The organism is Enterococcus italicus (assembly GCF_023743875.1).
Classification (GTDB): domain Bacteria; phylum Bacillota; class Bacilli; order Lactobacillales; family Enterococcaceae; genus Enterococcus_G; species Enterococcus_G italicus.
In genome coordinates this window covers 14,777-30,120 of the sequence record NZ_JAMRVB010000004.1, presented here as the reverse complement: position 1 = coordinate 30,120, position 15,344 = coordinate 14,777, and the positions used below count along the sequence as shown (strand labels likewise).

17 protein-coding genes and 1 pseudogene are annotated in these 15,344 nt (G+C 32.9%); 2 read left to right on the top strand and 16 right to left on the bottom strand.

Annotated elements, in window-relative coordinates; all coding sequences use genetic code 11:
• Positions 1-170 precede the first annotated feature (170 nt).
• From NE257_RS11260 to mobQ, 12 genes are read right to left on the bottom strand one after another with little or no spacing between them, the layout of a single operon-like run.
• The gene (locus NE257_RS11260; protein WP_251886498.1) at positions 171-1,094 is read right to left on the bottom strand and encodes a hypothetical protein; all 924 of its coding nucleotides are present in this window, start codon (positions 1,092-1,094) and stop codon (positions 171-173) included.
• Positions 1,095-1,111: 17 nt separating this feature from the next.
• Complete coding sequence (locus NE257_RS11255; protein WP_251886497.1) at positions 1,112-2,767, bottom strand: VirD4-like conjugal transfer protein, CD1115 family; 1,656 nt, start codon at positions 2,765-2,767, stop codon at positions 1,112-1,114.
• The gene (locus tag NE257_RS11250) at positions 2,760-3,191 is read right to left on the bottom strand and encodes a hypothetical protein (RefSeq protein WP_115234433.1); all 432 of its coding nucleotides are present in this window, start codon (positions 3,189-3,191) and stop codon (positions 2,760-2,762) included. Before NE257_RS11250 ends, NE257_RS11255 begins: the two co-directional genes overlap by 8 nt.
• Before the next feature lie 4 nt (positions 3,192-3,195).
• Positions 3,196-3,747: a hypothetical protein gene (locus NE257_RS11245; protein WP_251886496.1), complete on the bottom strand. Its 552-nt coding sequence runs from the start codon at positions 3,745-3,747 to the stop codon at positions 3,196-3,198.
• Positions 3,748-3,759: 12 nt separating this feature from the next.
• Positions 3,760-4,869: a lysozyme family protein gene (locus NE257_RS11240; protein WP_251886495.1), complete on the bottom strand. Its 1,110-nt coding sequence runs from the start codon at positions 4,867-4,869 to the stop codon at positions 3,760-3,762.
• 21 nt (positions 4,870-4,890) lie between these two features.
• A complete protein-coding gene (locus tag NE257_RS11235) occupies positions 4,891-6,243 on the bottom strand; it encodes a conjugal transfer protein TraF (protein ID WP_251886494.1) in 1,353 nt (450 codons plus the stop codon).
• 13 nt (positions 6,244-6,256) lie between these two features.
• Positions 6,257-8,218, bottom strand: coding sequence for a VirB4 family type IV secretion system protein (locus NE257_RS11230; protein WP_251886493.1), 1,962 nt, complete (start codon positions 8,216-8,218; stop codon positions 6,257-6,259).
• A 10-nt stretch (positions 8,219-8,228) separates the two neighbouring features.
• A complete protein-coding gene (locus tag NE257_RS11225; protein ID WP_021109237.1) occupies positions 8,229-8,858 on the bottom strand; it encodes a hypothetical protein in 630 nt (209 codons plus the stop codon).
• Between the two features lie 16 nt (positions 8,859-8,874).
• On the bottom strand, positions 8,875-9,258 hold the full coding sequence (locus NE257_RS11220) for a glycosyl transferase (protein WP_001083514.1): 384 nt from the start codon (positions 9,256-9,258) through the stop codon (positions 8,875-8,877).
• Between the two features lie 15 nt (positions 9,259-9,273).
• Positions 9,274-9,645, bottom strand: a complete 372-nt coding sequence (locus NE257_RS11215; protein WP_251886492.1) for a hypothetical protein — start codon at positions 9,643-9,645, stop codon at positions 9,274-9,276.
• A gap of 12 nt (positions 9,646-9,657) precedes the next feature.
• Positions 9,658-9,990 (bottom strand): CagC family type IV secretion system protein, encoded by a 333-nt coding sequence (locus tag NE257_RS11210; protein WP_142973631.1) that lies wholly within the window; start codon positions 9,988-9,990, stop codon positions 9,658-9,660.
• A gap of 23 nt (positions 9,991-10,013) precedes the next feature.
• Positions 10,014-11,999, bottom strand: a complete 1,986-nt coding sequence (gene mobQ / locus NE257_RS11205) for a MobQ family relaxase (protein WP_276532379.1) — start codon at positions 11,997-11,999, stop codon at positions 10,014-10,016.
• 291 nt (positions 12,000-12,290) lie between these two features.
• Here mobQ and NE257_RS11200 point away from each other — a divergent pair, with 291 nt between their 5' ends.
• A complete protein-coding gene (locus tag NE257_RS11200; RefSeq protein WP_251886490.1) occupies positions 12,291-12,590 on the top strand; it encodes a hypothetical protein in 300 nt (99 codons plus the stop codon).
• A 2-nt stretch (positions 12,591-12,592) separates the two neighbouring features.
• On the top strand, positions 12,593-12,850 hold the full coding sequence (locus NE257_RS11195) for a hypothetical protein (protein WP_142973629.1): 258 nt from the start codon (positions 12,593-12,595) through the stop codon (positions 12,848-12,850).
• 22 nt (positions 12,851-12,872) lie between these two features.
• On the opposite strand, the gene NE257_RS11190 is transcribed toward NE257_RS11195, so the two are convergent.
• The 4 genes and pseudogenes from NE257_RS11190 to NE257_RS11175 form a co-directional block, all read right to left on the bottom strand.
• Positions 12,873-13,178: a hypothetical protein gene (locus NE257_RS11190; protein WP_000351790.1), complete on the bottom strand. Its 306-nt coding sequence runs from the start codon at positions 13,176-13,178 to the stop codon at positions 12,873-12,875.
• 33 nt (positions 13,179-13,211) lie between these two features.
• Entirely contained in the window at positions 13,212-13,709 is a 498-nt protein-coding gene (locus NE257_RS11185; RefSeq protein ID WP_002300565.1) for a DnaJ domain-containing protein, read from the bottom strand.
• A gap of 533 nt (positions 13,710-14,242) precedes the next feature.
• Complete coding sequence (locus NE257_RS11180) at positions 14,243-14,560, bottom strand: hypothetical protein (protein ID WP_002300567.1); 318 nt, start codon at positions 14,558-14,560, stop codon at positions 14,243-14,245.
• Between the two features lie 440 nt (positions 14,561-15,000).
• Positions 15,001-15,285: pseudogene (locus NE257_RS11175) on the bottom strand (zeta toxin family protein); the annotation flags it as partial.
• Between the last annotated feature and the right edge of the window lie 59 nt (positions 15,286-15,344).

Genomic DNA, 15,344 nt, shown 5'->3' with positions numbered 1-15,344 from the left:
TTCTAAAAGGTCACTGCCCCAATTGCCTAACAAGCTATCGATTGGGTGCAGCACACTATCCGCGGTTTCTTTTACACCTTCAAAAACTCCTGAAATTGTATCGCTAACTTTATCAACTAAATCTTTTCCAGTATCAACTATATTTTCACCAACATCTAAAATATTAGGCATTATATAATCCCTCCAATAGATCCTGTTACTTGCCACTTCCCAAGTTTTTCATTGTACTTCATAATGACAAATGCGATACTTACTCCTTCAACGTTTTTCTTAGATTCTGTCAGATTTATTCCAACAACTTCATAACTCAAATCATTATCCCAATCTAATTGCGTGAATATATTCTTATAGGCTTCTCTGTGCCTAGCATCATTCCGCCAATCCACCCATTCAAAAGGAAAATCATTCCGCAACACAATTTTCGTATTTTGTTCTGTTTTTTCCGTATCTAAGAACCAAGTATTTAACCATTGGCTGTCATCATCATTCTGCTTGGAAATCGTTAGCCCTTTGGTACCGTCAACGATCACTGGATTGAAATTAAAGCTTGTTTGCAAACTCGTATAAAAATCATCTGACACCTTATCGCCGAACTTGGCTTTTAAGTTATCGATCAATTTGGTTTGTAATTCAATCGGGCTTGTACCGCCTGATCCTTCTTTCAATAATTCTTTGTTGATTTCTAAAATCACGTCACCATTAGAGAAAGACTTGTACCAACTCTCAAAAGCTTCTGTCGCTTCGTCTGCTCGCTCTTTCGCACTTAATTTGAGTAAATGGTCGCTTGACCCTTGAACGGCTTGTGAGCTGTTTTCTGTGGCTTCTCCGCTTGTTTCTGACTGGTTGCTTTCTTTGCTTGCGGTGGTGGCTGTTGGTGTCACTGGTGGTTGATTCTTATTGTTAAAATAAGAAATGCCCACAAAAGCAAGAATACCGACAACTAAAACGCCAATCACTAAGTTACGGATCACTTGACGGCTAAATTCCATTTTTTTAATGCCCTCACTTGGTTCAATTCCTTTTTCTTCGATTTCTCGTTCTACTTGCTTTTGAAACATTGGGATATTCCCAAAAAATTCTTTCAGTCCATTCATTTGATTTCCTCCGATCTTTAAAATGGTAATTCGCTGTTGTCATTGTTGGCTGTGTTTTCCTCTATACCTTCATCAAAACTACTTAGAATATCACTCATTGATAGTTCTTTTTCTTCCTCTTCTTCTGTTACTTCTGATTCGATCGGTTGTTCAGGTAGATTTATTTCTTTTTTATTCAATTCATCTTCTTGTTTCTTCTCGTGAAAAATTGGGGCGCTTGCTAGTTGCACTTTTCGTTGTTTGTGCTGTTTTTCCAATTCCTCAATGTATTCTTTGGCAAATTCCGTTTGACTGCTTATATAATCTTGCTGTGAAATTTCATGCTTTTTAAGAAGATTTCCGAACAATTCAAATTGTGGCGTTTTTCTTAACATGTAAGGTTTACCGTCAATTAACACAATACTTTTTCTGCCATTTTCTTCTTGTTGTAAATTGATAACTTCCCCTTCGGTAATCAATCGCCTTTTTTGGTAACCGTAGCTTTCTGACTTACTTCCGCTTCGGTTAGTTGTTTTTGCGGACGTTTTACTTTCACTTGTTCCGCCTGTATATACTTTGATTGTTGTATCATTTACTTGTCTTGAAAAGTATTCGGCGGTCGTTTCCTCTACACCACCTAGACATATTTTAATGGCATGATTCCCAATGATCGCTTTAAATTTCTTATCTCCGTAAAGTTCAAAGCCCTGGGGCAAAGATTGCAATATGGTACTAACTGAAATACGATACCCTCGACACGTTGCAAGAAAATTCTCGTATGTTGGAAAGTAGCCCAAATTGACAAATTCATCTAGTAACATAACTAAAGGTACTGGCAATTTTGCGTTGTGCTTATCCCCTAAAAAATATAACTCTGTAAACATTTGTTGGAAAAAGAGATTCACTAAGCCGTCCCAAGTTCGATCTAATGGGGAAATTAGCACGTATAAACAAATTTTTGACGTTCCTAATTCCTCAAAGAAAAAATCGTTTGTACTAGTAAATTCTGATACTTCTTTATCAACAAAATCTTGTAAAGTCGTCAATAGACTAATAACAATGTTTGGTCTTGCTTCACTTTGTGCTTGTCGGAAGCCTAAATAGTAACTGCGTTTTGCTTCGTGTCCGTCTGGCAAACGCTCAAATTGTTCATCAAGTTCTGATACACCTTCTTCGTTATAACGTGGATCAAATTCTTCTAAAAAGTCTAAAATACCCTCAATTGTTCTTGCGCTTGGTTCATATTCAAAATAAACATATTTAATCAGTGTATTTAACAAGCTTAATTGTGCATTGAACCAAAAATCTTTCCGTTTGGGGTCATTCTTTGCTGATACTATGACGTTTGCAATCTTGTTTGTATCATTTGATTTGCGGATATAGAGTAACGGATTGTACCTAGAACTTAGCAAGAAATCTTTAAAATTTATCACAACTGTTTTGAAGCCCTGGGCTTTTTTTATTTCATTGGTTAACTCGTAAATTTCCCCTTTTGGATCGGTTACAACAATTGACGTACTTCGATTATTTACAACATTAGGCAAAACATAACTTTGTGTTTTAAATGATCCTGGACCACCTACTACAAAAATATTTCGATTGCTTATTTTGCTATCTTCGGGTTGGATCACAACTTTTCCACTTTGAAATTTCCCTAATATTAAACCGTCTGATTCTGCTAACAAACTACTCATTTTTCCCCCTCCTCATTGATTTTTCTAATATACTTTTCATTGATTTTTCAGGGATCAAATGAACGTTTTTCGGTGCATTTATTTCTGATTCTTCCCCCCAATAAGCCGATCCATGAACAGGGTTTGTTTTTCCGACAACCTCAAACGGTTGGCGTTTGGTAGGGTGTAGAAAGACAAATAAAACGATTAAAACAATAATTTGTATAATGAAGAACGGAATCATGTAATTAGATTGAATAATCTCTAAAAAAGTATTGATTGGGTGCTTTAAAATAGTTGTAACAAAGGTACTCAATTCAATGTTTGTATCATTCGCAATGATATAAGGTAATAATTTAAACACAATCAATGTTACTGGTAATAATAGTAGATAGAGTATAACTAGGATAATCAGTTTTACTTGCTCTTGCTTTTTCTTCGCCATGCTTCTACTCCTCTCCTAATTGAATGGTCGTTCTCTGGGTAATTTGTTGGTTTTTAATTTGGATAATTTGGTTTATTTCAAAATCATTTTTTGTACCGTTAAAAACTTGGTGGATTGGTGCTGTTACTAAATACTGTTGTGTATTATCTTTGCTTTCATAAGCAAGAATTTTTATTTCATTTTCGTTTACTGAAGACTTTTGAATCGTGTTTTGTTGTGGGCTATATGAATTGTTTACGTTGATCTCGTTTTGTAATTCTTGATAAACGTTGTCTGTTGCTAATTCTTTAACCGTTGTCATAGATATTTCTTTTTGGCTTTTTTCGTAGTTATAAACTGTCTTGTAAAATTCTTTGATAATTTTTTCCGATTCGCTTTGGTTAGTGTCTTGTTCCGATTGTTTGTTTGCTAATTCCGTTTGTACGCTTTTTAATTCGCTCTTTAACTGGCGGATCTGCTCGCCTTGTTTAATCCCAAAAACAACCATACCTATGGTAACCACAAGTAAAACAAGCGTTGAGATAAACAAACTAACTTTTATTTTGTCAAACTCCATTTCTTCCTCTCCTTATTCAACATAACTTGCAATATTTGCAATAGAAGCTGGCACTACTCGATAACTGATTGTTCCACTTCCTGGGTTTACTACATTACACTCTGATACAAGAAGCGTACCGTCTGCATTTACGACTTCTACAAAGGCAACGTGTCCGTAAACTGGATCAGAGCCAAAAGAACCAGGTGGGAAAGAAATTGCCGTACCTACTTTTGGCTTATTTGTTACTTTATAGCCTAAAGCTTTCCCTTTATAGCCCCATTCGCCACCATTGCCCATAAAATCATCAACTGGTTTTCCTATTTGAGCCATACGATTAAAAGCGTACCAGGTACATTGCCCAAATGGATAACTACCGCTTGTATTATAGTTATGTCCGTCATATCTTGGATAACGTAATTTATTCTTGTACTCACTAGGTACATCAACTTGAACAACGCCAGTATTATTAGAATTGTTTTGAACGCCCTCTGCGCTTGCCTGGCTTTCGTTAACGTATTCAAGTAATTTTGGCACATAGAACATATTTCCGTAGTTATAGCGGTAATTGTAGCCCATTGAAGTAGATAAAGCATTTACATAAGGTACCTTTTCGCCACCTGACATATTAATAGAAAATTGTTTAGCCAACTCAAAAGAATACGTTCCGCCATTCTTCACTACAAAATCAACAAAACCACCGCCATAATTATACGCTTGAAGAGCTGTTTTTATATCTGATCCTCGGTTTATAGCGCTTTTCATATTTTCTACAAAAAACTCTACTCCTCGTTGTATGCTTCGTTCGGGGTCTTTAATAGTGTTCGGGGGCAGTCCTAAACTTTCGCTTGATTGCATAGGGTCGCCACCTTCACCGCCTGATTCAATTTGCATAAGGGCTAAGATATAAGGCACATATTCCATACCGTCATATTGTCTAGCGTACTTTTCAACGGTACTTTTGTACCTCAAAACAGATTCACTTAAATTTTTGTTTTCTGTTGCTAGTCCGCCACTAGGGGCGGTTTGATCGTTATTAAAAATAAGAAGGAAGATTACAATGATAAAGACGAAAAAGCCTAAAATTGCTTTCGCTATCGGTTTTCGATAACGAATAAGCAGTTTAGCAACTGTTGCTCCCATGATATGAAATCACCAACCTTCCTAATCTTTTTCAGCGTTTGTTAATTCAATCTTTTCACTAAGCAACGTGTTGTTTTCTTCTAACAAGTCATTGGTTTGTTTTTTCTTCAAGTCCTCATTTAAAGAATTATCCTTATACATATTTTCTAATTCTTCACTGTTATTTTCAATCAATAAGTCAATCATACTGATTTGACGTTTAGGATCGATTGCTAATTTCTTTTGTGTAATTGATACTTGACGAATATTTTTCACTGTTGGAATGTCTTTTTCTTTTACTGATTTATCGATTAAAGCTTCAACAATTGTTGGATCGGTACTAGTTTGAACCAGATACTCAATATCTGTTGAATTGTCATACGCTAAAATCTTTTTGAAGTCTGCTAAATAGTCGCTTCCTGGTAAATCAAGGGCTTCTATTTTTTCGGTTTCTCCTTGTTTGTACAGACTTTGAATAATTTTTTTATCTGACTTTTTATCAAGTTCATAAGCCTTGGTATAATCACCAAGTTTCACGTAAATATCAACTTGTTTTTTCTTAGGATAATTGAGCTTTTGCATATCTTCTTCGATATTCTCACTATCATTATCAATAATCTTATTTAAAATAGTGATCTCTGTTTCTGCGCTTTGCTGTGTAGCCGTAACTTGTTTATTCTCATTTACTTTCATAAGAAAAACCGTACCACCATATAACGCAATAACACCTACAACTAACGCAATTTTTAAGCTTTTATTTCTGCGAATTTTTCGAACGTCTGCTTTCTTATCCTGTAATTCAGTAGAAAAGAAATTCTTTTGTTCTTCGGTTAGTCGATTTTTTATTAAATCTCTTAATGATTCTAGGCTTTCAACTGCTTCTATATCATTTAAAAATGAATTTTTTTCTTTTGCTAGAACTTCGATACGGTTCTTCTCATACTTTTCAAGCGTGTATTTACCAAAAAAACTACAAATAAAATTTTTCCATTGCTCTAATTCTTCTTTAGTTGAGTAAGGCAAATTACCAAAATGATCTGCTTTATAAATAAATAGCAAGTCACGTGTATCTTTGAGTAGGATATTTTGCATTGCTAGATAGGTGTTTGTTTTTTCTAGTACATTCATTTCAAGTAATCGATTCACTATATCCAATTTATAAAAATCAGCATATTCTTTTAAATCAAGTAGTGGTGTATAGCCATTAGGACGGTGATAAACAATTTCTAGTTTTCCGTCTTTGGTTAAAATTTCCTCTACATCAACAAAATATTGTTCACTTTCTTCTATATCAAAAATATGTTCTCGATTCGTCAAATATTTTTCGTTTATTTGAACGACAATTACATTCTCTTGATAGTAAAATTGCAAATTTTTCAAGATTTTGTATTTCATTATTTTCTCCCTTCTATTGAATTTTCGATCTTAACAACCAGTTGATCTCTTTCTTCGGACTAACGCCGTAAATATCTTCATATTCGCCTGGGTTAAGCAAACGCATTTCTTCCTGGGTCAAATCGACTTTAATTTTAGCCCTCTTTGTTCCATGAAAGAGTAAAGCTTCCCCTTGACGTTTTGAGGTAATGAACGATAATTCTTTTTTTGTGAGTTTAAGTTTCAACTCATTTGAAATACCTTGTGCTTCCGTTTCATCAAGTCCAAAAAACACTTTTGTAAAGCTATTCCCAATAATTGCTTTACCGATATTGTCAGGCGCTTTTAATACATCATCAATCTGTTGGGTTGATACGGTACAATCAGCATTGTATTTTCTAAAGCGTTTATATGCTTGGAAGAAAAAGTCAGCACTAATTTTATTCTTCAATAAAAAGTGAAATTCATCTGCATAAACAGACGTTACAATTTGCGGATTGTTGGTTATTTCTTCAAATAGATAACTAAAGCTGTTGAGGTATGCTAAATCTCTGATTCCTTCTTCGGTCTGTAAATCTCGCAAAGAGAAGCAAATTAACGGATTGTTTAAGTCAATATTTGTATGACCGTTAAATATGGTACGGCTTCCGATTGTAAAATCTTCTAATGAATAAATAAAATCTTCAATTCGCTTGTATCGTTTGGGATCAGTTTCTTCTAATGCTTTCAATCGACTTTCTAAGTCTGAAAATGTTGGAAAATCGGTGTTTTCCATTTTTGACAAGTTTTTCTTTTCGTATAAATTCGTATAGCATTTTTTAGCTTCTAACTTAATAATAGATAATTGACTGTCAGTCAAAGAGTGATCCACCATTAGGAAATATGGCGTTAAAATATTCATTCGTTTACTGATTTCTTTATCAATATCATTTTCAGTCATTTCAAAATCTTTGTGCTTTATTTCAAGATTTTCTACAAGTTCGTCCTCTTCAAAATCGGATAACGATTCTTTTAAATCCACATCTGGTGTATTGCGTGAGTAGATTTGAAACGGATTGATACGAACATCTGACATAGACGAAAGATTGATTATTTCGCCCCCTAGAGAACGTACACGCTCTGTTTGTTCCTCCTCGGGATCAAATAAAACGATTCTGTGCCTTAGTTCTGTTGAATTATCAGAAAAAGCATATTTTTTCAAATAGTCTGACGTTAGGTAAGTGGTCTTTCCCCCACCAGATAAACCAAAAACGAATTTATTACGATTGACTACTAATTTTCTGTTGGTGTAATCAATACTAACGATATTTTCAGTATCTTTATTAATTCCCTCAATAATCATATTTTTAGTAAATACACTTAATTCATTATCATCAAAAGGAAAAATACTGCTTGCACTGATTGAATTAGCGATTGTGTACGTGTATTCAGGCACTTCATTAGATTGTAAAGGCAAGGCACTCCAATACGCTTTATCAATCATAGTATATGGAATCAAGGCTTTTACTCCACTTGCGATACAACGTGTTTCAAAATCTTCACACAATTTTTTCAGCTTATCTTCTGACTTGCTTTTAATTAAAACATAAGTATATAAATAAAGATAAGAAGTGTTTTCGTCAACGGCTTGCTCTAACTGTGTTTGAGCAATTTTCATTTCACGTTCTAAACGAATAATTGTCAATGGATCATGTGAACGGTCAATCTCTGCTTGTTTATTCTTAATGGTTCTATTGTAGTAATCATTCAATGAATTACCGTTGGCTTTTGTATAGTAATGAGAAATAGTTATATCTCCGCTCATTTTGCGAATACGATTAAACCAATTCCCACGTGGCTTATTGTTGTATTTTGTAATGACATACGGTACTGCGTATGAATCATCAATCAATAATTTGTCACGTTCTACTGTAAAGTTAAATGGTGCTAAATCAGATACAACGTCCGTATCAACTTCGGGTATCAAGACAATTTTCTCTTTTGGTATCTTCTCCATTATAACGCTCCTAACTATTCAAAACCTTTTTCATCTCGCCAATCGTACACATTTCAACCTGACAATCATATTTACTTAAAAATGCAATTAAAGCTGTTCTGATTGTTCTTGTCTTATCGCGTAACACTTGATAGGACAATTCCAAACTGTCGTAAGTTTCCTTTGAAATTGGTTCAGAATTAATTACAAAATGTTGTTTCTTTGAAGTTTCCATGTTACTTGCTAAATTTCTATAATGATAATAGTAACTAGCCTTTAGTTGTAATAAAGCTTCATTATGCCCTGGCATTTTGCGATAATTTTCTACTGTATTCCCCCAGGCTTCTACAAAATCGTCAATTTCTACTGGTACATTCTTAGAAGTGATCTGCGGTTCATATAGAACGTTTTGAGATAGAAAGACACCAAAATCTTCGTTTAACCCTTCTTGCTCTGATACTGGCAAGGTATCAACGTTTAAGCCGTCAACTTTTAGCATGCTCACAAGGCTAAATTGCTTTTTTTCTGGCTGATAAACGACAAAAAAATCTTTAAATACGCCTTGAAATCTTGAATTATCTTCCCAATAAATCATTTCTTTCATCGTATCGCTTTTTTTATTATCGTTACTTTTGGAACTTGTTTTTAGAAAATCAAACAATTAAATCACCTCTCTTTTACACTCGTTCTTTCGGCTTCTTATAATAGACTTTTGGTCTTTTAGAAAAGTCTTTTCTTTGCTTCATAAAATCAGATATAGAAATGTTAGGGCGGTCTGTAATTGGTTTAATCGTATAAAACGCCCATACACCACCAAATGACACCAAACCAACAATGACATAGATAATTAAAGGAAAAACGGCTGTGCTACGGAAAATAAGAATTGCCAATAGCACGCTTATTAATGCCGTACCGATTGCTTTTGCTGATTGTTTCAAATCTAGCCCTAAAATGACTGTGTAACGATCAGATACGTTAGAAGGGAAAAACCAAGTCCGCCCTTTTTCTGTATCTGCATTTAACAAATCTAGTAAGGCTTGTTTCACTTGATCGCTATTCATTTGAACCCTTCTTTCTTACTTAAACTCAAATTGAACGAATTTTATACTTGAATCAAATATCTTTTTAATATCATTTTCATTGATATTCAACGTTTCAAGAAGCGTTTCAAGTCCTCTGCTACCTGTACCAACATATCCCATACCATACCCATTTTTTATAAGAAAATTGTAGCGGTCAGCTGTACTTATATAAACGGTTGCCCCTGACGAATTGGCTTCTTTTTGTATAACAATCTTGATTGGTGCATGTTTCAAAATAAAACTAACCATTGGTAAAACTAATTCATTCGTTGCTTTTGTAGCGCCTAGATCAATTAAAATACCTGTTTCTTCTTGGTTAAAAATTGGTTCTTTAATTTCACTGTCAAAATTTATATTCCAATTCATTTTAGATTCCCCTTATGCTAATAAGCCGTATGCCCAAGGTACTAACCAAACCAACGCCCCACCTAAAGCAGTTACAAGCAAGGCTGTTCCCAAGGCTTTATACATGGTATTTTTTTCTTGTGGATCATCAATAGACGGCAAATATTTAATAACAATTTTTGCACAAGCAATCCCACCAACTACAACAATTAAGGCTGTTAAAACACCTTTTATAGTGTTACCTGCTTGAACTAATTTTGCTTGTGGATCAGTAGCTGCAAATACTGGATCAGTAATAAACAATGTACCCAACGCAACAACAGCACTCTCAAGCTTAAACTTTGTATTTTTGATAATTTTTTTCATCTTTTACACCTCTTCATTTTATTTTATCGCAAAGGAATATTCCTTTGTAATGATTGGTTTTCTTTTGCTTTTGTTTGCTTAATCAATTTGTCTAAGTTTCGTTTTTTCTGTGGTTGGTTACCGCTCAACAAACGATTAATTGACTTCGCAAATTGGAACATTTTTACAGTCACTTCATTTTTTTCTGGTACGTCTTTATCCAATTCTTGGGATTGATCTTTGTTGGTATTTTCAATTTCTTTACTTAATTCTATTTTATCAGAATCAGGTAAATAAGCATTGCGATTAACGACCTTTTTCAGATTGTGTTTTGCTAATGGGCTTAGTTCATCAATATGTTTCATGCTATCTTGAACAAAAAATACACCTTGACAATCATTAGGAATTTTCACCGTCTGAATGTTAGTTAAGAAGCCTTTTGATTGTTCCAACATGGAATTAATTTCCTCACTGCTGAATCTAGCAACTCCTTCGACTTTAGAAAAATCAGTTGTTTTGTAATAGTCAGATTTTGCAAGTAACATTTCGCCTTCTATGACTGAATCTATTGAAACATTTTTATTAAATTTTCTTTCAACTTCTGATTGAACATATTCTATCAATCCTTGTTTTATTCCTATTAGTTTTTCTTTTTTAATTGATAAAATTTCTTTTCTTTCAGGGTTATTTTCTTTTGTTATACTATCTTCAACTTGTTTAATTTTTGAATCAAGATAACGGCTAGTCTGAAATGGTTTTTCTTTAAAAATCTTTTTACTTTCTTCTTTCTCTACTACTCTTTCATTGTAAACAACCTCTGCTAACTGATCTTTATTCAATAACTGTTTTCTAAATAGGGTTTCATTAACCATTGCTCTAACTTCGTGATTTGAAAATTTGTCAATATTCAAACTTGGATAAGATTTTTTGAAGAATCTTTCTGCTTGTTTACCTAAAATTTCATTTGCCTTTGTAAGCATATCTCGTTCACTACTAATTTTACTTAACATCAAACGTTGTTTTTGAATTTCCATTTTATTATTAAAGATAAGTGAATTTTCCCATCGTTTTAATTCACCTATTCGTTTATCAATGTTTTCATCATTAATAAATAATTTCAATTCTTTTGAAAGATTTTTCAGTTCTCCTTTTTCTAAAGGTGAGAAAGTTTTTTCAAATTTTAAAGTGAAGTTTTGGTCTTGTTTTAACACTTTATCTTGACTTTCAAGTTTATCAAGTTCGGCTAGAATATCATTGTAACTTTGAATCTCTAAATTTTTTCTTTTTAACTCACTTATAACTCCTTTTTCTTCTAATTTTTTTGAGTAAAAACCTTCATGAATTGTTGGTAGTTCTTTTTTTCCAAGTTCCGCATGCGATTTTTCTGTAATTTGTTGATCGATATTTCTATCTTTTAAATATTGATTAACTTTGTCTGCCCAATCTTTACGAATTTCAGAAACAAGAGATTTTCTATCCCAATCATTTGTTTTAATAGAAACCATTTTAATTTTACCATTTTCTAATAAAATCGGGTTTCCATTTTCATCTAGTTTAGGTATCTTTTTTCGCTTGTTAAGAATATTTCCTTCACTATCTACTTCCCTCATTGTTAACATAATATGAGCATGGGGATTGTTTTCATCATCTCTATGAATAGCTACATCTGCAATCATTCCTTCACTGACAAAATTATCTTTAACAAATTCTTCTATCAGTGATCGTTGATCTGTATTATTTAATTCAATTGGCAATGCTACATTTACTTCTCGGCAAATTTGAGAATTCACCTGTTTTTCTGCTAATTCCATTTTGTTCCATAAAGTCTGTCTATCTAAAAATTCATTAGGTACATAATCAGGTTTTAAAATAAAAGATTCTGGTTTAATAGTTCTATGGTTGTATAGATTAGTTTTTTCGTATAGTTCACTATATAATTTTTCACCGCTTCGATAAGAAGCCATTGCAATTAAACTTCTTTTTCCGCCTTCTCTTTTTGCTATTGTCATAGATAAATGGAAGATTGCCAATTGTATCACCTCTCTTTCTTTTCAAACATGAGCGTAGCGAATTTTAACAAACACGCTTGACGATAAAACGAAATGTAAATTAAGTTTTATAGCACAATTACCACTAAATAAGATTTAGGGGTATAAGTGCGCCCTTAGTAAATCATCTAAGGGAATCCTTGATAAATTAATTTTACCACTTATTATTATAAAAGTAAATATGCTTAACCTGACATTTCCATTTATATTTATTGATTTTAGAAAAATAATATAATATGATAGAGTTACACAATATATTAGGAGGCGTATTTCATGGAAAATCAAGATCAAAATATTAATGAAATTAATGGTAATTTTAATTCTAAAACGAAGCCAAAAAAAAGAAAGAAGAAAACTGTTTCTGATATTGAACTTCAAATTAAAGAATTACAAAAGAAAAAAGAAGAATTAATTCTAAAGTCTAAAGCAGATATTGGTGACTTTGTTCTTTCTACCCTTTCAAAAAATAATATTTCTATTGAATCAATTGAAGAAAACAAAGAATTATTCTATGACGAATTAGAAACTTTATTAAATGCGAATAGTCAAAATTTTTCTGAATTACTTAAATAGTTATGGTAAATAATGATTTAAATGACATCAACAAAAGAATAGAAAAACTAAAAATTCAAAAAAATATTTTGCGAGCGAATAGCGAGCAAAATATTAATAGAAAACAACGAACAAAACGATTAATTGAAAAAGGCGCTTTATTAGAAAAATACTTTGAAATTGATTGTTTGACGGTTGAAGAAACAGAAGACTTTTTAAAAATTTTTTCTGAATATATTAAAGCAAATAAACCTAAAAAGTATCAAAAAAAGGAAAAATAATTTTCCTTTTTTTGATACTTTTTTAAATAAAATTGATTGTTCTTAATGTTTGTCCTTCCTTTTTTAATTGCTTTAATATTTCATTTACTGATTCTATATCCAAATCGTACCAATCACCAAAAGCGATAATATCACCTGATACTTTTTTTTCTATAAAATCAACTGTTAAAGTTATTTCTCTTGTTGACATTGGCGAACGTGCTTCTATTTGATATAAATCAAAATCGTATTTTTGATGATTATTTATTCCTCTCATTTCTGTTACTGTCGCTTTTATAACTTTTAAAATATTACCTTCAAAATTTATTTTTTTTATTTTAATATCCACTTTAAAACTTCCTTTCTGATAAACTTACAAGCCTTAATTGGCTTGTAAGTATTTTTTTTCTTCTTTATCTTCCTTCACCTTTTGACTTCCATACATTCCCCTTATTGTGTCCATATCATAATTTTTTCGACTACGTTTTTTATAATCGCTTGGTGCTTTATACCATGCGTATTTTTTTGGTGAATAACGAAATTCTAGGGCTTTTATGTCGTCCTTATAAGGTTTTGTGTTTCCTGTTAACCATATAAAAGTTCCCACGATTTCAATTGATACACCGTCCATTTTCAGATTGAAAAGTTGATTTATAATGTCCTTAAATTGTTCGGGCGTTTCAGTCGTTTCTTTTGTATAGGTTTCGCCGTCTTTGTTCTTGTGAGTGTTTTTAAGTTTGCTAAACAGTTCGTCATATTCATTGTTCAAAATTTTCATTTCTTCTTCATTCCCGCCACAATCGGGGTGTAACTTCAAAGCTAACTTTTTGTAGGCTTTTTTCAATTCTTCCAATGTTTCAACGTTTTTAATGTATTTCATTTTTATCATTCCTTTTCTTTTTTATTTTTGGCTTTTTGACAACCATTTTTGTTAGGCGTTTGAGGAAGTGAAGCTGTTTTCCTCGAATGGTAAAAGCTGTGAATGTTCTACATATCTTGTTCCTTTCTTTTTTCGTTTAGGTGGTTCATTTTCGCCAGTGTGTTCGTGTCGTTTGCTGTGACGAGAACGCAACATAGACACAAAGAAAACACAAGGGCGAGCTTGCTCGTTTATATACCCTTGTGTTTTCGACTGGATATGTTAAGGTAACAAACAGTAAGTGACACGTTACAGACTGCAAAATGTACCAACTGAAAAAAGAAAGTATCTGAGGTAGAGTAACGAACGGTTAGCTTTTACCATTCGAGGAAAGGTGTTAGTCAAATACAAATATCTTTGCAAAGAAATAAGTTGGGTTTGGAACGAGGAGCAACTGCACCGCAAGTGGAACAACTTATTTTATCCTTCTTAGGTTTTTCTTTTTGGTGTTTTACCTAAAAGAAAAACCTAGCTTTTTTTGCTAGGCTTTTTTTTTACATTTCTTTAATTTTCAAATTTTTTATTTCCCACTCAAACCATTCGCTAAAATCTTGTTTAAAGCCGTTAATAGAATATTGCTCTTGTTCTTCTGCTTCTTTATCGTTTTGAGGGTCTAAGTAGGTCGGTTTATCTTTTGGTCTTGCGTATACACCTATCCATGTTTTAAAATCGCCCTCAAAACTGCTATCTATGATAAAGCCTTGCTCTTTTAGCTCTTCTCTTACTTGAGCTTTTAGATATTGCTGTTCTTGTGTTCCAAAAAACTCATTTTCTGTAAAATCTTCTAATTGTAATTTTTTTGTTTTTTCCATTTTCTTTTCCTCTTTTCTTTTTTTTGATTTTTAGTTTTTTGACAACCATTTTTGTTAGGCGTTTGAGGAAGTGAAGCTGTTTTCCTCATGTTTTAAAAGCTAGAAATAAATTACAGTGTACGCTCCTTTCTTTTTTCGTTTTGTTGGTTCATTTTCGCCAGTGTGTTCGTGTCGTTTGCTGTGACGAGTACGCAACATAGACACAAAGAAAACACAAGGGCGAGCTTGCTCGTTTATATACCCTTGTGTTTTCGACTGGATATGTTAAGGTAACAAACAGTAAATGGCACGTTACAGACTGCAAAATGTACCAACTGAAAAAAGAAAGAATACCGTTGTGTGCTTTATTTCTCGATCAGCTTTTCAAACATGAGGAAATGTTTTTATAAAAAAAGAGTAGTTACCGTTTTTTGGTAACTACTCTTTTCCTTTTTTAAGGTTTAAAGTCCTGGAAGTTTAGGTGTTTTGGGTATTGGTGGTGTAGGTGGCTGCAAGCTTTCCAATTTTTGTTGAATTGCTTTAAATTCAGGGGTTTCTTGGTGTTGATTTTGAACCATTTTTTGCTCTATTCTCTCCAAAGTCGGTTGAATTTCTTTCCCTGATACTTTACGATTTAATTCTCTTTCTAAGGTCTCTTTCGGACTAATGGAAGGCGTTTCTAAGCTTGAATAGAGTTTCACTCCTTCTCTATTGTAAAGCCTTATATCGCTAAATAAGCCTGTTTCTCTTCGGGAAGTTTATGCTGCCCTTCCGATCTTTCGCAACCTCACTCGTTAATGGTAAT